A 19,168-nucleotide genomic window follows, 5' to 3' on the forward strand; every position below is an offset into this window, starting at 1 on the left:
TCAAAGCAGTGCTTTTGTTGCTTCCTCTCGGAAGCTCTATCTATAACCTCAAAACCTCCACTGGAGCTTTTGAGCAACTAGCTGCCGCGTCAAGAGTTTTAAAAAAAAAAACAAAACAAAGCGAGGCTGAAACACTTTTGTCCCAGCCTCGGCTCTTTCTAATAAAATTTTAAAGGAGGGCCTTGAATTGAATATTGGAATCGTGATCAAAGCAGTCATCAAAGCCGCGCGGATGATGGTATTCTATCCGGTCTTTGTCCTGCGGATAGGTATACTTGCCGCCGACTTCCCAGATAAATGGATGGAATTGATACTGCAGGCGTTCCTTGCGCATTTTCCAGAGAGCCAAAATTTCATCTGTTGAAGCCATGAAGTTAGACCAAATGTCATAGTGGACAGGGATAATGACTTTAGCCCGCAGGTTTTCGGCCATGCGCAGCAGGTCAATCGAAGTCATCTTATCCTGAATGCCAATCGGATTGTCTCCGTAATTATTGATAGCGACATCGATATTGAAATCCTTGCCGTGTTTAGCAAAGTAGTTAGAGAAATGGGAGTCTGCGCCATGGTAAATCGTGCCGCCTGGTGTTTCAAAGACATAATTGACAGCCTTGCGGGCCATTTCTTCATCTGTCACAGCCAAACCAGCCAATTCGCCGTCCTGCGCTTCTGCTCCTTCAACTGGAAGAGTGACCAGACAGGTACGGTCAAAGGACTCAACAGCTGTTACCTTGATGTCCTTAAACTCAAAGCTTTCGCCCGGTTTGATGACGATGATGCGCTCTTCCGGCACACCCCATTTTTTCCAAATTTCGCCGCACTCGTAAGGGCCGACAAATTTGACATGGTCCAGCTTAGGATTGTTGACAATGGCTGCTGCAGTATTGATGTCAATGTGATCACTGTGGAAATGCGATACGAGATAATAGTCCAGTTCATTGATGGCAAAAGGGTCAATGACCATAGGCTGCACGCGCAGATTAGGCTGCAGCTTGCGAACTCCGGCCATATTGGCCATCTGGTGTCCGCGGACCATGTCTTTGACTTTCTTGGTAGACTTGCCGCGGTTGGACCAGAGGTCCATGACAACATTGGCGCCGCCCGGCGTCTTGATCCAGACCCCGCAGTTGCCCAGCCACCACATAGCAAAATTGCCTTCCGGCACGACTTCTTCTTCAATTTCTTCATTAAGCCAGGTTCCCCACTCTGGGAAAGTGCTTAAAATCCAAGATTCCCGCGTAATTTCTTTTACGTTTGGCATCGAATCATCCTCCTCAAAAGATATTTGATTTCTATAGCTTAAGTATAGCCCGACTGCAAGTGGAAAAAAAGACCAAATAAAGCACAAAGCTGTGTTCAAAATTGGACCATGCCCGCCATTCTCCGACAGTTCGGGAGACCGCTGCGCTTGCAAATAAAAGGAACGGAATCCTGTCAGCCGTGCAGTCTGAGAGACTGTGGATGCAGTAGATAAAGAATGCACTGTTTCCATCGAACTTGCCGTAAATTAACCTTTTAATGCGTTAAAAATATAATTTTGATGGGTTAATTTAATTAAGCAAATGGACTGCCATGTTTTTTGAGGTATTTGTAAAAACCATATGACTGATGTCTTTAAAAAATATAATATTTTCTTATTCATCAGCAATTCAGCATTTGAATAAATCAAATAATAGCTCCAGCCACATCAGCTAAGAGACAATTCCAAACAGTCCTTTAAGACCGCGCAGAACATAAACACCTCCCTCTCAAACATACAAGCATTGAAGAATTGTCCTTTACATCATTAAATAATAAAACTCTGATAAGTGTTGATATGACAACGCTTATCAGAGCTTTTCTGTTGTTAATACAAAGAAAAAGATTGAAGAAAATGTTCAAAATGAAGTTTTTCTTCAATCTGACTAGTAAAAACTTCCTAGTTACTATCTTTCGTCCTGTCTTCTGTTTCCTCAGCAGCATTGGCCAGCAGCTTTTCATTGACCAGTTTTTGGATTTTTTCTTTTAGTTCCTGAGAGCGGACGGAGTCCTTGACATAGGTTGACAGCAGCTTTTCTAAATCCTGATTGAAGGTAGCGGCATCAGACAGTCCCTGCCTTTTGACAAAATGGGTAATATTGAGAATATCTTCGTTATCCAAAATCGGATGCACCTGAATGACCGGCAGGTCTGTTTCCAAATCTTCATTGGTAGTAATCAGCACATCAGCCCTGAGAATATCCTCCACACTCTTGAACTGCTCTGTCGTAAAAACAGCATCCAGCCGCTCATTGGGCAGGTAATCGCGGCACTGCTTCAGCAGCAGCTTGGAGATCCCCACTCCTTCATCACAGACCAAATAAATCTGCCGATTGTCCCGCTGCTCTGCCGGGCTGTTTTTCAGCGAACCGCCGATATGGATGGTCAGATAGGCAATGTCATCGTCAGTCAAGGAGACAAACCAGGCCTCTTCCAGAACCACCGCACAGGACTTGGTAAAGATAAAGAGATCTGCGTATCTGCTTCTGATTTGGCGGGTCAGGGGATTTTTGGTCAGAATGCCATAAGTCTTGCGAAAAAGCAGGGCCTTGCAATGAGTCAGAAGGTTGCGCAGCAGGTCATCCCGGTTTTCGATTTGGTAGGAAGAAGTCTCAAAGCGCCAGAGAAAGGCCTCCAAAGCCTCCTGCAGCTGGGCAAAATCCTGACTGGTCGCATGCAAATCCCGGTCCTTGCGGTAGGACAGGAGCAGAACTGCCAGCAGGGAAATTTCAATATCACTCAGCTGGACTGCCAGCTGGCTGTCCATGCGCTCGCTCAAGAGCTTAGCCACCTTATATTCTATCCGCTTGCGAATGAGACTGAACTCCTGAGAAATGCTGTTTTCTTCCTCTTTTTTCAGCTCCATATTGCGGCAGCTGAGCAGCAGGTAAGGCAGAACCTGCAGCATAAATACCAGTTCGTGTCTGTTGATTTTCTTGCCCAAATCCTGCTCCACCAATGGCACCTGCTGGCTGAGAAAGGCCTGCAGATCACCAGACAGCAGCTTTTCACCGGCAAAAAGCGCCTGAATTTTCTGATTCAGGACAGCCACAAAAGCCTGATTGCCCTCTACAAAGATATGATAGAGGAGCGAATGGACATACTGAATTTTATTGAGCGGATGGCAGTCCAGATAGTAGCCTCTGGCCTTGGTGGAATAGAGACTGACCTGATACTGCTCGGTCGTCAGCTGATGGCGGATTTCATTGAGGTCATTGAGCACTGTATTGCGCGACACCTCAGTCAGATCCATCAGCTTTTCGATAGTGACCCGCTCCTTGGACGCACAGATACAGAGGGAAATAAGCTGCATCCGCTCTCTGGCACTCATGATATAGCTGCGCGAGTCCACATGCCGCAGCAGCTCCCGGCAAAGCTCTTTCTGCTTTTCTGTCAGCAAAATCCCTACCCGCGGCTGGCTGACAATCTCTTCCCCATAGCCTTCCAGAGCATCATTGATTTTCTCTAAATGATAGTAAATTTTTCGGCGCGACTGCCCCAATTCACGGGAAATCGTCATAATCGTCTCAGCTTCTTTCAGCCCAATCAGATAGCGCAGCAGTTCGCAGCTTGTTTTGTCCAGCAATATCATAGCCACTCCTTGAAAAGTTTCACCACTATTATAGCATGATTCCATTTTATAGTCTTTTCCTTTGCTTTTAGTAGTGAAACTGTCCGGGGGACAGTTTCAGCCTATCGCTTAATATACAGGGCGATAGGGCAGCGAACTGCTCAAAAGCTCCCCTAGAGCTTTTGTTGCTTCCTCTCGGAAGCTCTATCTATAACCTCAAAACCTCCACTGGAGCTTTTGAGCAATCAGCTACCGCGTCAAGAGTTTTTTACCAAAACAAAGCGAGACTGAAGGACTTTTTATACGGTATCTTCCAAAAGATCCATCCCTCTGTGGGTGAGGGCACAGCCATCATGGGAGTCTGTCTCAGCCTCGGAGCAAGGCGAGTGAACGACGGAATCAAAGATAAACTAAATGGCGATAAAAGAAAGGGGCAGACGATTCAGCCCCTTTCCCCTTATATAGCCTTTATCCGCGCTGCATTTCTGCCCTTTGAGTATCCGTCCGGCAGATAGGCATTGGCTTTATTTTTTCTGGCCATAGTAAGCATTGGGGCCATGTTTGCGCAGATAGTGTTTATCCATCAGATACCGTGGAGCCTCTTCCACTCGGGGGTGGATTTGCTCTGTTAAGCGGGCCATCTTAGCCACTTCTTCCAAGACAACGCTGTGGTAGACTGCTGCTTCCGGGGTTTTCCCCCAGGTGAACGGTCCGTGATTGCGGACTGTCACGCCAGGTACCGCCATCGGATCCAGCTCCCGCTCACGGAAGGTTTCGATAATGACCGTCCCTGTCTCCAGCTCATAAGCCCGGTTAATCTCCTCTTCGGTCAGCGAGCGGGCCGCAGGGATTGGACCATAGAAATAATCGGCATGGGTCGTCCCGTAAAAAGGAATATCCCGGCCAGCCTGAGCCCAGCCGACAGCTTCTGTCGAGTGGGTATGGACCACTCCGCCGATTTGCGGGAAGGCCTTGTAGAGCTCCACATGGGTCGCCAAATCCGACGAAGGATTGAGCTCTCCCTCAACCACTTTCCCATCCAAGTCTGTTACAACCATATTTTCAGCGGACAGCTCTTCATAAGGCACTCCGCTGGGCTTGATGACGATATAGCCTGCCTCCCGATCAATACCGGAAACATTGCCCCAGGTAAACTTGACCAAGCCATGCTTGGGCAGTGACAGATTGGCCTCATAGACACGTTTTCTCAATTCAGGTAAAAGCATTTAGTTCAACCCCGCTTTCTCAATCAAAGGATAGAGGAATTCCTGAGCGGCTCGAATAGCCGCCTTGGTTTCTTCTACTGTTTGGCAATTTTCAGACCACATTTCTATCAGGAAAGGCCCCTGGTAATTGGTCTTTTTCAGAACTTCAAAGACCGCCGGCCAGTCAACACAGCCTTGACCGAAAGGCACATCACGAAATTGGCCTTTGGACTGCTCTGTCACGGCATAGGTATCCTTCAGATGAAGGGCCGCCAGCGCCTGATGCCCCAGCAGAAATTCACTCCAAAGATCATTGTGCCAGGCCGAGACATTGCCTGTATCCGGATAGACAAAGAGATAAGGCGAATCAATCTCCTTGGCTACAGCCAGATATTTCTCAATACTGTTGATAAACGGGTCATCCATGATTTCAATCGCCAGAATGACCTGGGCCTGCTCGGCCCAATCACAGGCCAGGCGCAGGTTTTTCAGAAAACGGGCACGGGTGGCTGCTGATTTTTCTTCATAGTAGACATCATAACCAGCCAGCTGTATGACCCGGACACCCAAGTCCTGAGCCAGCTCAATACAGGCTTTCATGGTCTCCAGCGACTTGGCTTCCAGCTCAGGATCATTGGAGCCCAGCGGATAGCGGCGGTGGCCGCTGAAGCAGATGCTGGGAATACGGACACCGGTCTCATAAATCGCTCGGACCAGCTCCAGACGTTCTTCCTTGGACCAGACAAGACGGGCCAGCCGGTCATCGCTCTCGTCCACCGACATTTCTACAAAGTCAAAGCCCAGCTCTTTGGCAAATTCTAAGCGTTCTTTCCAAGAAAAATGCTTGGGCGTCGCCTTTTCATAAATTCCAATCGGACGTGCCATGGCCTACCCCCAGATTCGTTTGATTTCATCTTTGAAAGCCCGTGCTGCTGCGGCCGGATTTTCAGCCTCAGTAATGCCGCGGCCGGCAATAAAGGTAAAGACATCAACCCCTTCGAAGAGTTTGAGAGTATCAACATTGAGACCGCCGGTAACAGAGACACGGAAGCCCATTTCAATCAGCTTCTTCACCTTGTTCAGGTCCTTTTCTCCCCAGGTTTCGCCGGCCAGCAGCGCATCGCGGGATTGGTGGTAAATAGCCTGAGAAATACCGGCATCCAGCCAGGTCTGAGCTTGCTCAAAGGTCCAGTCGCCGTAAAGTTCAATCTGGATTTCACCACGCTCGCCGCGCTCTTCTTGAATGGCTTTTAGGGCGGCTTTCATGGTCGGAATAGTTGCGCAGCAGATACAGGTCATCCAGTCGGCTCCGCGGACCGCATTGTTCTTGGCTACTGTCCCGCCAGCATCCGCACACTTGGTGTCCGCCACAATGATTTTATCCGGAAAAAGGCTGCGGAGCACTTCGACCAGCTCGCTCCCTACCTGCAGCAGGCAGACTGTGCCCGCCTCAATGACATCCACCTCATGACCGACAGACACAGCTGCTTTAATCGCTCCCTGCAGATCTGAATGATCCAGCGCCACTTGCAAATTTGGAATTCGTTTTGACATTTTTTTACCTCATTTCTCTCTGTCTTTTACTGTCATTAGCAGTGTTTTCTCAGGAATCCAAGTCCAAACCTTCCAGATAAGGGCTGTCTTTGGACTCCTCAATCATAGCCAGCACTTCTTCTTCTGTCTGACAGGCTTCTAAGCGGGCAATGGAATTTTCCAGCTCAAAAAGGGCGATAATCTGCGGAATCGCTACGCTGGTATGAATCTGCGAACTGGTCGCAGCCAGCGACAGCAGAACGCTGACTTCCTTGCCGTCAGAAAAGGTCACCGGCTCAGTCAGTGTAATGAGCGAAAAGGCATCCCGGTTGACCCCAGCCTCCGGCCGTGCGTGGGGCATAGCCATACCCGGCATAAGGATATAATAAGGACCGTATTCTTCTGTTGACTCAATAATAGCGTCATAATACTCCGGCTTGACTGCGCCGCTTTCAATCAAAGGATCCACCGACAGTTTGACCGCTTCCTGCCAAGTAGAGGCCGAAAGTCCCAAACGGATGGACTTGTTGTCTGTCAATGCTTGTTTTAAATTCATGTCTCTTCCTTTCATATCATAAAATGCGAAGGCATCGAAAAATTTCTTTCTGACCCTGCTGAACTACATTCAGATTTGCTGTATCTGATGCATACAGATCCTAAGAGGAAGGTGGAGCAGTTCCAACTGCTCCACCCTTCTTTACAATACCTGACTGAGTTTTTCAGTGATTTCTTTGTCATCCATGAGGTTGTCCAAACCGATTAATTTTCCATTGGTCCGGCCTTCCAATTCATGAATCAAATGCAGAGAAGCGATGACGATATCGTAACCAGAAGCTAAGCTTTTAGCCTCGCCCACACTGCAGGAATTGACTGTAAAGTCAGTCTGACCGAGATTGCGCAGGGCATTCTCCACTTTCATTTTAATCACCATAGATGAACCCATGCCGTTTCCGCATGCTGTAAGAACTTTAACCATTGTTGTTTCCTCCTGAAATATTTTATAGATTTTTCAGCCAATAGGGCCGGCTGCAGCCTTTTATTCCTCTGCCTGTACTTCGCCTCGATAGTAAGCTTCCTTATCCTTCGCTTTAGCAAACTGCAGCTGAGGAATGAGCAGGAAGAAGAGGCAGACCAGACCGTAGCCGACAATTCCCAGATACTTGAAGATATAGCCGAAGCCCAGCCAAGGAATTTCAAAGTCGATATTTCCATGATAGCCGCCGTAAGAAGCCAGTCCCAGCAAGGCAACACAGAGAGCGCCCAAGGCCACCTGCAGCACCCCTGAGATAAAGGACAGGATCAGGGCTGCTTTCCAGCCGCCGCGTTTGTCTGCATAAACGGCGATGGCAGCATTGTCAAAGAAGACTGGAACGAAACCAGTAATGATGAGCACCGGATTTTTAAAGACAATCAAGAGCACAATCGTAACCAGCTGGCCAATCAAACCAAAGGCAAAGCCTGAGAGAACGGCATTTGGTGAGCCGAACCCATAAGAAGCCGCAACATCGACCGCCGGGAATGAACCTGGCAGCAGCTTGCTGGAAATCCCTTGAAAGGCATTGGTCAGCTCGGATACGAACATGCGGACACCCTGCATGAGGATGAAGAGATAGACAGAGAAAGTGAAAGCTGTCTGAATGATATACATGTAGAAGTCCTGTTTGGCAGGGTCAAACGGTGTCCCTGTCGTAATGACTTCTTTGTTGGCCATCACATCAGGCCCCAATACCAGAAGGATTGCTCCGAAGAAGACCAGCATCAGGGTTGCAGAAGCAACGACTGTATCGTGGAAAATGGAGAGAAACTTAGGCAGTTTCAGATTGTCCAGATTTTCCTCTTTCTTGCCCAGACGGCCTGCCACCTTGTCCACAAACCAAATAGCAAACTGCTGCTGATGGCCGATGGCAAAGCCGCCGCCGCCCGTCAGCCGCTGGGTTGGCTCCACTGTCATATTAGAGCTGACTGCCCAGTAGAGGCCGCAGAGAAGGCCGATGGCAAGCGTACCCCAGCTGTTGCGCAGCTGCGGCACCAGCAACAGCACCATGAGCGAGACAGTTGCTGCCTGCTGAACCATGATGTGACCGGTGATAAAGAGGGTCCGCACCTTGGTAACCTTACGGAAGGCCACCAAGAGAATATTAACCCCAAAACCAATCAAGAGAGCCGTTGTTGCTGCACCGACAAAATTTGGAAAATCATCGGCAATCTTGGTATTGGCTGCCGTCAGTCCAAAGTAAGGATCAATCACCGCCGCGCCGATTTTAAATTTAAAATTGAGCGCCGCCAAAATCGGCCGGAAGGTGTTCACCAGACCGGCTGCCCCGGCATTGAGAATCAGGTAGCCGACTGTCGCCTTGATAAATCCGGCAAACACATCGTGGGCCGGCTTCTTGAGCAAGGCATAGCCAATCAGCACCAAGAGGCCGACGAAGAAAGCTGGATTCTGCAAAATATTTTGCGAGAACCAATTGAGAATACTAAGAAGTATATCCATGAGAACTCCCCTTTGCTTTTATACTCTCAGGAAAGCAAAAGCATTGACAGCATCAGCAGAAGGCCAACGGCCAGACTCTGATGGTCGCTCTCCCTGCCTTTTCTTTCCTGAGTAGTTTTCTTGTTCTTATAGGCTTATTATAATCTTTGAAAGCGATAACAAAAAGACCAAGAATTACACAGGCAACTGTTCACTCTTGGACTGTCACGATATATAGTCACACTAACAGAATTCACACAAGGCAGCCAGCCGCTCATGCTCAATAAAAATCTGCAGTCTCCCATGATGGCTGCGCCCTCACCCTCGGAGTTTTAGAAACCACCGTATAAAGTCCCCCAGCTGCGGTTGATATGCAAGACGCAGCGGTTGACTTAGGCAAGCCGAGTTGATGCTGTTTTTCGAAGAGTCTGAGTATGGGGCCTGGCAGAGCGCTGGCCGAGAAAGAAAAAACCGCAAGGCGGAGCCTCACAGTCTTTTGGTTGAATGAATTGAATCCTACTCTTGTATAGTCAGAGCATACTTTTCGTGGTTATCTTCATACCACTGAATCAAAGCAAGGGCCGTTTGATAAGTGATGTTCTTAATCTTACTGGTTCCCTTGGTCAGCGTCAGGATGCTCATCTTGCTGATGTTTGCATCCGTCGCAATTCTATAACTGGTTAATGTTCCATTAACGAGCAACTGAACTACTGCCTCGACTTTCCTGTAGTCGGGCATAGTTGTAATATCCAACTTTTTCATAATGAAATCCTCTCCTAAAAAAACTTAATTCATTCCATACTATTATACACCTTTTTTCTACATTTATATATATAAAAACTCAAAAATATACAAAAAAATTAGAACAAAATCTATTGAAGTGTCAACTGATCTTGTTCTAAGCTTGATTTTAAGCCTCTGGAGCGGATTTTTCTGCTGGAGATTGCTTGTCAGATTTTTCTCTGATGACCAGAACGCCGTCCTCCAAATCGGCTTCCAGATGTTTGGCATCCAGATGGTCCAAGTGGAAGTCGGTCACATTGTCCCGAATCTGCTGCTCGATGACCCGGCGCAGCGGACGGACTCCCATGACCTCATCATAGCCTTCTTCGCGCAGGAATTCTTTGGCTGCATCAGACACTGCCAGGTCGATTTCTTTCTTAGAAAGGGTTTGATTGACCTCAATCAGCATCAGATCAACAATCTCACTCAGATCTTCCTTGGTCAGATGAGAGAATTCGATAACGGCATTGAAACGGTTGAGGAATTCCGGACGGAAGTAAGGTTTGAGCCGGTCCATCAGTTCTGGCTTTTCATCATCCTCACCCAGACCTGCTTCGTAGCCAAAGCCGGCATTGGAGGTAGCGATAATGACGGTATTCTTGAAGTTGACCGTATTGCCCTGTCCGTCAGTCAGACGGCCGTCATCCAGCACCTGCAGAAGCAGCGTGATGACCTGCGGGTCTGCTTTTTCAATCTCGTCCAAGAGAATGATGGAGTAAGGATTGCGGCGGACGCGTTCTGTCAGGGTATTGCTGTTGTCATCGTAGCCCACATAGCCAGCTGTTGTCCCAATCAGCTTGGAAACGGCTGTCCGGTCTGAGTACTCAGACATGTCCAGACGGATAATGGCTTCCTTGGTGCCAAACATATCCAAGGCCAGCTGCTTGGCCAGCTCGGTCTTGCCGACCCCGGTCGGTCCGACAAAGAGGAAGGAGCCAATCGGCCGGTTGCCTTCATCAAAGCCGGCCCGATTGCGGCGGATGGCCCGCGCCACGGCTTCAACTGCTTTATTCTGACCGATGACCTTGGCTTTGAGGCGCTTATTCATGCCCTTGAGCCGCTCAATATCGCTGGCTCCCATCTGCGAAACCGGAATGCCGGTCATCCGCTCAACAGACTCCGCCACATCGTTGACAGTAGCTGTCACCTTCATGTCTTCGGTATGATTTTCAATTTTCTTTTCCAGCTCTTCAATGCGGGTCTTGGCATTAAGGGCTGCTTCAAAGTCTTCCTTTTCAACAGCTGCTTCCTGCTTGGCCTTCTGCTCAGCTATCTCTCTTTCCACCGCGTGAACATCGGTCACCGGATGCTGGGCAGCCAAGTGAGCAGCCGTCACATCGATCAGGTCAATGGCCTTGTCCGGCAGGCTGCGCTGCGGGATATACTGGACTGAATAGTCCACTGCTGCTTTCAGCACCTCATCCGGCAGGATGACATTGTGGTGCTGCTCGTAGAGGTCGCGGATTCCCTGAAGGATTTGGTAAGTGTCTTCTGCAGAAGGAGCGTTGACCTTGACTTCGTTGAAGCGGCGGGCCAGGGCTGCATTCTTGAGAATGGTATTGCGGTATTCATCTTGGGTAGTTGCCCCGATTACGGTCAGCTCACCGCGGGAAAGGGCTGGTTTGAGAATATCGGCCAGACCTTTGGATCCGCTGTCACCGCCGGTACTGCCCGCACCCAGGATTTGGTGGATTTCATCAAAGAAGAGGATGATGTTGCCGGCTTCCTTGACTTCGCTGACCAGATTCTGAATGTTTTCCTCAAAACTGCCCCGATACTGGGTTCCTGCTTCCAGACCAGAAATATCAACGGAAATGACTTCCTTATTTTTGATAGCAGCTGGCACATCGCCATGGACAATAGCCTGAGCCAGACCTTCTACGACGGCGGTTTTACCAACCCCTGCATCTCCGACCAGAACCGGATTGTTCTTGGTCCGGCGGGAAAGAATCTCAGCCGTTTCCTGAATTTCCTTATTGCGGCCGATGACAGGATCCAGCTTGCCTTCTCTGGCTTCCTCAGTCAAATTGCGGCCCAGCTTAGCCAAGATGCCGTCCTGCTTGGGTGCCTGAGTCTGGCCTTGGACAGCCTGGCCCTGCTCGGTCTGATGAGGCAGCTGTCCGGTTGCCCGGTATTGGGCAAACTCTTCCGGCGTCACTTCCCGGCCGTTGATGAGGTAGCGGCGGTTTTCGCTGTTGTAGCCGCCCATGCGCCCCATGAGCTGGTTGAAAATATCGTCCATATTGTTAAAGTTGTTGTAATTGTTGTTCATCTTGTTCCCTCGTTTTTCTTTCCTATATTTATTATACTCTTTTAAAAAGTTTTTTTCTAGCAGCATCTTCAAATGGTTTCTGAATTTTACTATTTGATTTTACATAATTTTTTAAAACTCCAAGTCATAGAGGCTGAAAAAATCTGCCTCTTTCGTTTTTTCTAAATTCTTTCTAAGAAAAGGAAGTTTACATAATTTTTACCGACTCTAAAAAATAAAGCAGTAGGCTGTATAAATCCCATCTCTCTTAAGAAAGACTGGTAAACTTTTCGTTTACAAATGTAATTATAACTTATTTCAAATCACTTGTCAATACTTTTTTAAAAAAATTTACATAATTTTTCAGAACTGCAAAGAAAAATGGCAAAGTGTCTTTGATAAGGTTTGTAAATTCACTTTGTTTACAAATGTAATTATACCCCCTTGCTTTCTGCTTGTCAAGGCTTTTTAGAAGGAAATTTACATAATTTTTCAAAGCACATAAATAAAGGCAGCCAATTGGCTGCCTCATCTGACATATCTTCTTATATCATATACTCCACACTGTAGCTGGCATCTGACAGGAGGCGGGAGAGGAACTGCCGGGTCCGTTCTTCCTTGGGACTGGAGAAGAATGTCTTAGGGGGATTTTCTTCTATGATATGGCCGCCGTCCATAAAGATGACATGGTTGGCCACATCGCGGGCAAAGCTCATCTCATGAGTCACGACGACCATGGTGATGCCTTCCTCAGCCAGCTGCTTCATGACACTGAGCACATCGCCGACCAGCTCTGGATCCAAAGCCGAGGTGGGCTCGTCTAAGAGAATGACCTCAGGCTTGACGGCAATGGCACGCGCGATGCCAATCCGCTGCTGCTGACCGCCGGACAGTTGGGAAGGATAGTAATCCCTGTAAGCCGAAAGACCAACACGCTCAAGGGCTTCATCAGCAATCTTAAGAGCCTCGTCTCTGGGAACCTTTCTGGCCACAATCAGGCCTTCCAGGATATTTTCCAGCGCTGTTTTATTGGCAAAAAGATTATAGTGCTGAAAGACAAAGGCTGTCTTTCTGCGGATTTCCAAAATCTCCTTTTTGGACAGTTTGGCCAGATCATAGTCCTTGCCGGCCAGATTCAGGAGACCGCTGTCGGCCTTTTCCAAGTGATTGAGGCAGCGCAGAAAAGTCGTCTTCCCCGAGCCGGATGGCCCCAGAATGACCACCACGTCCCCCTGATTGACCTTGAGACTGACATCAGCCAAGACCTGCCGGTCTCCAAAACTTTTTGATACATGTTTTACTTCGAGCATCTTCTTTCCCTTCTAAGTAAGTGCAAAACGCTTCTCGAGGCGCCGGAAAATCCACTGAATCAGTCCGCAGATGACAATATAGATGACAAAGATGACCAGATAGGATTCCGAGTACTGATAAGAATAGGAGGCCTCAATCTTAGCCAGAGCAGTAATATCCTTGACCGTCATAACAAAAACCAGCGAAGTTCCCTTGACCAGATTGATGACCAAGTTGGCCAGATTGGGCAGGGCAGACCGCAAAGCCTGAGGGAAAACGATTCGCCTGTAAGCCTGAAAATTGGTCAGACCAATAGCCTGAGCAGCCTCCAGCTGCCCCTTGTCTACCGTCAGAATAGCCGAGCGCAGAATCTCAGACAGGCTGCCGGTCGTCATCAGGCTGTAAATGATAAAGGCATAGTAGATAGGATTAAACTTAAAAACATCCACATGGCTGCCCAGACTTTTGAAAAGGTTATTGAGCAGACTGGGGAAAAGACTGTAAAAAAAGAGAATGAGGAGGATAGGCGGCGTAGCCCGAATGAAGGCCAGATAAACCACTGAAAAAGCTCGGACGCCCCGCACCTTGTAAATCTGCCCCAGAGCCAAAAAGAGGGCCGGCAGAAAACTAAGCAGAATGGCCACAGCCATAATCAGCAGGGTGACCGGGATGCCTTTCAGAGTCAAAAGAAAGGTTTTGACAATATAATCGAAATCCATAGCTTACCTCTCTTTGATGGTCAGGCTTTTTTCCAGCAGCTGGGAAAAAGCAGAAATCAGCAGAGCAATGGCCCAGTAAATCAGGGCAACTGCTGTATAGGTTTCCAGAGAATAATTGCCCAGATTGCGGCTGATCAGATTCTGACCGGCTCCCATAACATCAATGGCCCCGATGGTATAGGCCAGAGCCGCATCCCGCATGAGATTGAGGATAGCCGTCGTCACATTTGGCAGGGCGATACGGAAGGCCTGAGGCAAAACAATGCGCAGAAAAGTCTGGGCCGGTGTCAGCCCGATACTGAGACCTGCTTCGGTCTGCCCCTTGGGAACGGACAGATAGGCTGCCTTAAAGACCTCCGCAATCATAGCCGCAAAAAGCAGAATCATGGTAAGAATGACAAAAACCGTCCGCGACCAGTTATTGATATCCAGCCCCAGCCACCACTTCAGAAATTCCGGAATACCGTAAAAGACCAGAAAAAGCAGGACAATAGGCGGCGTACATCTAAGTATAAAGATATAACCCTGGGCCAGACCCGCGAATGCTCTGTCCTCAGCCAGCTGGGCCCAGGCCAAAAGACCGCCCAGCAAAGAACCGATAACAGCGGTCAGCACCATAATCCATAAGGTAGTCGGCAGGGCCTGCAAGAGGATGGGAATTTGTTCAAAGACGCGTGTCAAGTCGTAGGCGACCATAATTTTTTACTCCTTAGATTCTTATACTCTTTGCAGACTGTTTTGAAAAGCTTCACTATTTAGACAAAAACAGAAGTCAACTAAATCTCAGTCCTCATCCACATATGAAAAGACATCTTCGCCGAAGTATTTCTTGGACAGCTTAGCCAGAGTGCCGTCTTCTTGCAGCTCCTTGATAGCCTTCTCATAAGCCTTGGCAAATGCCTCATTCTTTTCATCCTTGTGCAGCAGCGGATAGGTCGCAATCCCCTTGTAAGGGAACCAAGTCAGCTGATCCGCATACTGGTGGTAGGATCCATCCTCCTTGGTCACAGCCGTTTCAAAGGACAGTTTGATGTCGAAGTAGGCATCATAGCGGCCTTCCAGTACCCAGGCATAGGCGTCAGCGGCCTTAAATGATTCGGCTGCTGTCAGCTCGATAGGAGCATCGCTGTGCTTTTGATTGTATGCTTCGATGACGGCCCACTGGGCATTCTGCGGTGAGATAGGGACCAGCTTGCCCTTATCCTTGGCAAAATCATCAATACTCTTGTATTTTTCAGCGTCTTCCTTGCGGATAGTGAAACCGATAATGCTGGCACCGATTGGGCTTTGGGGAATGATGAATTTCTTGGCCCGCTCCTCGGTGTACCAAGCTCCTTTGGTCCCAATATCGTATTTGCCGGATTCTAAGCCTACCAGTAGGTCCTCGTCACTGGTCCCGGTATATTCAAACTGGTAGTCCGGCAGTTTTTCATCAACAGCCTTGAGAACGGCCACTTCATAGCCGTCTGATTCCCCCTTTTCATCCACAAAATCGTAGGGGACATAGTTCTGTGTATGGGCTACTTTCAGAGTGGTGACCTTATCAGAGCTGGAAGCGTTCGTATTGGACTTGTTAGAAGCTCCAGTCAGGCTGCGGCCCAGATAGGTTGCTGCAGCGATGGCCACAACCACTGCACCGCCGATGATCCATGTTTTCTTGCTCATTGTGTCTCCTTTATTTCTGGTTTCTGTCTGCAAGCTTTGAGACCGGCAGATCTGATTTTTCTTTATTTATCCGCATAGCTAAAGACATCTTCGCCAAAGTATTTCTCGGAAAGTTTGGCCAGAGTTCCGTCTTCCTTAAGCTCCTTAAGAGCCTGATCGTAGGCCTCAGCAAAGTCTTGATTTTCCTGACTGCGATGAATCAGCGGATAGGTTAGGATGCCCTTGTAAGGGAACCAGGTCAGCTGATCCGCATACTGATGATAGGGACCGTCCTCAGCTGTCACTGCCCGGGCATAGGATAATTTGACATCAAAGTAGGCATCATAGCGGCCTTCCAAGACCCAGGCATAAGCATCCGATACCTTAAAAGATTCGGAAGCAACCAAATCAATCGGATTGGACTTGTGCTTACTGTTATAGTCCTCAATGACTGCCCACTGGGCATTCTGAGGAGAAATAGGAACCAATTTCCCCTTATCCTTGGCAAAATCATCAATACTCTTGTATTTTTCAGCGTCTTCCTTACGGACTGTGAAACCAATGATGCTGGCTCCTATAGCTTCTTTTGGCAGGATGAATTTCTTAGCCCGCTCTTCTGTATACCAGGCCGCCTTGGTCCCGATATCATACTTACCAGACTCAAGACCTATCAATAGCTCCTCATCACTGGTTCCAGTATAATCAAACTGATAATCTTTCAGCTTTTCATCAACTGCTTTTAGGACAGAGGCTTCATAGCCGTCCGGCTCTCCCTTATCATTGGTAAAGTTATAGGGAGCATGAGCTTGGGAATAGGCCACCTTGATAGTCCGGACTTCTTGTCCCTCAGCCGAGTTAGCTGGTTTTGTCTTAGCATTGGTCAAGGTACGACCGTAGATGGTTGCTGCAGCGATGGCCACAACCACTGCACCGCCGATGATCCATGTTTTCTTGCTCATGTCTTTTCTCCTTCATCTGTCTCTATTGTCTTTTCTCTGCTGCCTGTGTCTTGGCAGCAGATTACAAACCGGCCGCCTGCCGGACCCACTGAATCCGCTCCAGAGCAATATCGCTTGGAATCGTACAGTCGGCACCGATTACCAGCGCTTCCCGACCGGCTTCTGCTATCAGGCGCTTGGTTTCTCTCTCAATTTCCGCCTGACTGCCCGTGTAGAGCAGTCCTTGCTTGCCATTTTCAAAGCCGCCCAGAACCGTCCGGCCGCCAAAGAGCTGACGCCCCTCAGCCAGACTGATACCTTCCGGTCCGACTGCCCAGTTGATGACTTGAGCCGGATAGTCGGTAAAGAGAGACACATCATTGCGCGCACCTTCGTAACCGCAGATGTGCAGGATATTGACTCCGCCGGCTGCATTAGCTGCGGCCAATACTGCCAGCTCACTGGGAGCAATAGAGGTCTTGTAAACCTCAGCTGTCACCCGTGCATCCTGTATGCTCTGCACGCTGAGGTAGATGCCATCTGCGCCTGCCTCCTTGATGATGCGCTCGCTCAGCGCAGCAATGTCCTGAGCGATAACATCCAGCACCTGCCGGGTCAAATCGGCATCCTCAGCCAAAAAATCGGCAAGGCGGTCATCGCCTCCGGCTACCCGACCGACCAGCCATTTGAGATAGGTCGCAGGTGCAAAGATATTGTAAATCGCTACAATGTCTTCAGAAAAGCCAGCCCGAATCTCCCTGACCAGCTCTACCTGCTCGCTAATCCACGGATGGTCAGCCCCCAGCGGCTGAATACCGGCCAAGTCGCTGACAGACTGAGCAGTCTGCAGTTTTTCATTGGGGTAGGCAAAGTAACCGTCGCTCATGATTTTGACGAAGTCAGGCTGTACCTCTGCCAGAAACTTCCTGTGCCCGGCCAGATTTTTTTGGATAATCTCCTGATTGCCAAAGCCGGCCAGCCACTCCTCTTCCTGAGTGAAGTGATGCCAGAAACCAACCGGCACCCGATCCACCGGCTCCCCTCTGAAAGCTTTTAATACCAATTCTCTTTTTGCAGTCATTCTTTTCTCCTTTGTCAAATAAAATTGTTATTATCATACCACTGGAAAAGGAACTTGCCTAATATATATTTTCTATCAAGACCATTAGATTTCTTTATGGCAAGCCTCAGCATCCCTGCTCATCAAGAACGCTTCGTCCGGCCAAGACAGCTTCAGTCCAAAAGGAGAAGGCTGGCAAGGTCATCTGTTTTCATCAGCCCGACGGAGTGCTTGGGCAGCTCCTGAATCACCCGCAGGTCATCCTTCTGCTGCGAAAGAGCAGCACCGGCATAGGCTCGGCTGGCTAAAAAGAAAATCCCCAGAACCACCGCCGCTAAAATAAGGGCCGGAAGCCATTTCTGCTTTTCTGTCATCATCTGCTCCTTTACTTTCTAAGGAAGATGCGCTGCCTGACGGACCCAGTCCAGTCTCTCCAGCTCAAAATCATCCGGCACGGTACAGTCGGCTCCGAGAATTACCCCCTGTGTTCCGGCTTGAGCCAAAAGGCGCTTGGTCTCCGCCTCTAACTCTGCCCGGCTGCCGCTGTTGAGAAGGCCAGCACGGCCGTTTTCAAAACCGCCCAAAACTGTCCGCCCGCCAAAGAGCTTCCGTCCCTCTGCCAGACTGACGCCTTCGTGGTGGGTCGCCCAGTTGAAAACCTGAGCCGGATAGTCCTTGAAAAGAGGGATATGATTGGTCGCCCCTTCAAAGCCGCAGATATGGAGAATATTGGCTCCGCCGGCTGCATTAGCAGCCTCCAAAACAGCCACATTGCTGGGCTCGATATAGCGGCGGTAAGCAGCAGCATCCACCCGCTGATCCTGAATCTGCTGGGTGCTGAGGTAGATGCCTTCAATGCCAGTTTCCTTGATGACCCGCTTGGTCAGGAGAGCAATATCCTCTGCAATGACATCCAGAACCTGCTTGGTCAGCTCTGCATCTTCTGCCAGAAAATCCGCGATTTCCTTATCTCCTCTGGTTCCTTCCCGACGGAACCAGCGTTTTAGATAGGAGACCGGCGCAAAGATATTGTAAAAAGAGGCAATCTCTTCTGGATAGGTGGCTTTAATCGCTTTGACCACCTCTATCTGCTGCTCAATCCAAGGATGATCCTCCCCGATAGAAGCGATGCCGGCCAAATCCCTAATCGAGTCAATCCGGTCTGAATAGAGAGGACTGGGGTATTTAAAAAAGCCGTCGCTCATAATCTTGACAAAATCCGGCCTAATGGCATTGACATAGGCAGCATGCCCCTGGACACTTTTATTGAATATGACTGGATTGTCCAGACCCTGCATTTTTTCCTCCAGAGTGACGAAATGAAACCAGAAGCCGACTGGCACCCGATCCACCTTTTCACCGCGAAAAGCTTTTAAAACTAATTCTTTTTTTGTAAGCACCATCTCGCTCCTTTGCATCCTGTAAATTGTTATTATCATATCACCAAAGCCAGCGATTTTCTAATATAATTTCTTTATAAAGCTCTTAAAAAATTTTTATCGCAGCCCTTCCTTTCCCCGGAAAAACAGGCCTTCTGCAGCCTGCTCAAGACAGACGATTCTGCTGCCTTTCTTTGACAGGCAGCAAGAAAAAAAGAGACTGAGATAAAAGTCCTTCAGTTTCGCTTTGTTTTGGTAAAAAACTCTTGACGCGGTAGCTGATTGGACTTTTTGTTCGTCTTTT

18 protein-coding genes are annotated in these 19,168 nt (G+C 48.7%); all 18 read right to left on the reverse strand.

All coding sequences use genetic code 11. The annotated features are described in order from the left end of the window. Positions 1–169 precede the first annotated feature (169 nt). Entirely contained in the window at positions 170–1,261 is a 1,092-nt protein-coding gene (gene ulaG / locus DHL47_RS12380; RefSeq protein WP_209552086.1) for an L-ascorbate 6-phosphate lactonase, read from the reverse strand. 657 nt (positions 1,262–1,918) lie between these two features. Beyond that, positions 1,919–3,610: a BglG family transcription antiterminator gene (locus DHL47_RS12385; protein WP_209552093.1), complete on the reverse strand. Its 1,692-nt coding sequence runs from the start codon at positions 3,608–3,610 to the stop codon at positions 1,919–1,921. 503 nt (positions 3,611–4,113) lie between these two features. Then, on the reverse strand, positions 4,114–4,815 hold the full coding sequence (locus DHL47_RS12390; protein ID WP_209552087.1) for an L-ribulose-5-phosphate 4-epimerase: 702 nt from the start codon (positions 4,813–4,815) through the stop codon (positions 4,114–4,116). After that, entirely contained in the window at positions 4,816–5,679 is an 864-nt protein-coding gene (locus tag DHL47_RS12395; protein ID WP_209552088.1) for an L-ribulose-5-phosphate 3-epimerase, read from the reverse strand. 3 nt (positions 5,680–5,682) lie between these two features. Continuing rightward, positions 5,683–6,348, reverse strand: a complete 666-nt coding sequence (locus tag DHL47_RS12400; RefSeq protein ID WP_128836671.1) for a 3-keto-L-gulonate-6-phosphate decarboxylase UlaD — start codon at positions 6,346–6,348, stop codon at positions 5,683–5,685. Between the two features lie 49 nt (positions 6,349–6,397). Then, on the reverse strand, positions 6,398–6,883 hold the full coding sequence (locus DHL47_RS12405; protein ID WP_128836674.1) for a PTS sugar transporter subunit IIA: 486 nt from the start codon (positions 6,881–6,883) through the stop codon (positions 6,398–6,400). Between the two features lie 141 nt (positions 6,884–7,024). Then, positions 7,025–7,303, reverse strand: a complete 279-nt coding sequence (locus DHL47_RS12410; RefSeq protein WP_128836676.1) for a PTS sugar transporter subunit IIB — start codon at positions 7,301–7,303, stop codon at positions 7,025–7,027. A 60-nt stretch (positions 7,304–7,363) separates the two neighbouring features. Then, positions 7,364–8,821 carry a PTS ascorbate transporter subunit IIC gene (locus DHL47_RS12415; RefSeq protein WP_209552089.1) on the reverse strand — a complete coding sequence of 486 codons (1,458 nt, stop codon included), beginning with the start codon at positions 8,819–8,821 and terminating at the stop codon, positions 7,364–7,366. 495 nt (positions 8,822–9,316) lie between these two features. Next, complete coding sequence (locus DHL47_RS12420) at positions 9,317–9,562, reverse strand: hypothetical protein (protein WP_128836681.1); 246 nt, start codon at positions 9,560–9,562, stop codon at positions 9,317–9,319. 148 nt (positions 9,563–9,710) lie between these two features. Continuing rightward, positions 9,711–11,855, reverse strand: a complete 2,145-nt coding sequence (locus DHL47_RS12425; protein ID WP_209552090.1) for an ATP-dependent Clp protease ATP-binding subunit — start codon at positions 11,853–11,855, stop codon at positions 9,711–9,713. Between the two features lie 524 nt (positions 11,856–12,379). Next, positions 12,380–13,144: an amino acid ABC transporter ATP-binding protein gene (locus DHL47_RS12430; protein ID WP_128836685.1), complete on the reverse strand. Its 765-nt coding sequence runs from the start codon at positions 13,142–13,144 to the stop codon at positions 12,380–12,382. Between the two features lie 12 nt (positions 13,145–13,156). Beyond that, positions 13,157–13,843, reverse strand: a complete 687-nt coding sequence (locus DHL47_RS12435; RefSeq protein ID WP_128836686.1) for an amino acid ABC transporter permease — start codon at positions 13,841–13,843, stop codon at positions 13,157–13,159. A 3-nt stretch (positions 13,844–13,846) separates the two neighbouring features. After that, entirely contained in the window at positions 13,847–14,539 is a 693-nt protein-coding gene (locus tag DHL47_RS12440; RefSeq protein WP_128836687.1) for an amino acid ABC transporter permease, read from the reverse strand. A gap of 87 nt (positions 14,540–14,626) precedes the next feature. Then, on the reverse strand, positions 14,627–15,508 hold the full coding sequence (locus DHL47_RS12445) for a transporter substrate-binding domain-containing protein (RefSeq protein ID WP_128836688.1): 882 nt from the start codon (positions 15,506–15,508) through the stop codon (positions 14,627–14,629). Positions 15,509–15,570: 62 nt separating this feature from the next. Further along, positions 15,571–16,446 carry a transporter substrate-binding domain-containing protein gene (locus DHL47_RS12450; RefSeq protein WP_209552091.1) on the reverse strand — a complete coding sequence of 292 codons (876 nt, stop codon included), beginning with the start codon at positions 16,444–16,446 and terminating at the stop codon, positions 15,571–15,573. 61 nt (positions 16,447–16,507) lie between these two features. Continuing rightward, positions 16,508–17,506 carry a uroporphyrinogen decarboxylase family protein gene (locus DHL47_RS12455; protein ID WP_128836689.1) on the reverse strand — a complete coding sequence of 333 codons (999 nt, stop codon included), beginning with the start codon at positions 17,504–17,506 and terminating at the stop codon, positions 16,508–16,510. 152 nt (positions 17,507–17,658) lie between these two features. Then, the gene (locus DHL47_RS12460) at positions 17,659–17,862 is read right to left on the reverse strand and encodes a hypothetical protein (RefSeq protein WP_128836690.1); all 204 of its coding nucleotides are present in this window, start codon (positions 17,860–17,862) and stop codon (positions 17,659–17,661) included. A gap of 15 nt (positions 17,863–17,877) precedes the next feature. Further along, positions 17,878–18,888, reverse strand: coding sequence for a uroporphyrinogen decarboxylase family protein (locus DHL47_RS12465; protein WP_420853848.1), 1,011 nt, complete (start codon positions 18,886–18,888; stop codon positions 17,878–17,880). Positions 18,889–19,168: the final 280 nt, after the last annotated feature.

It is taken from the genome of Streptococcus panodentis, from assembly GCF_017884005.1.
Taxonomy (GTDB): Bacteria; Bacillota; Bacilli; order Lactobacillales; family Streptococcaceae; genus Streptococcus; species Streptococcus panodentis.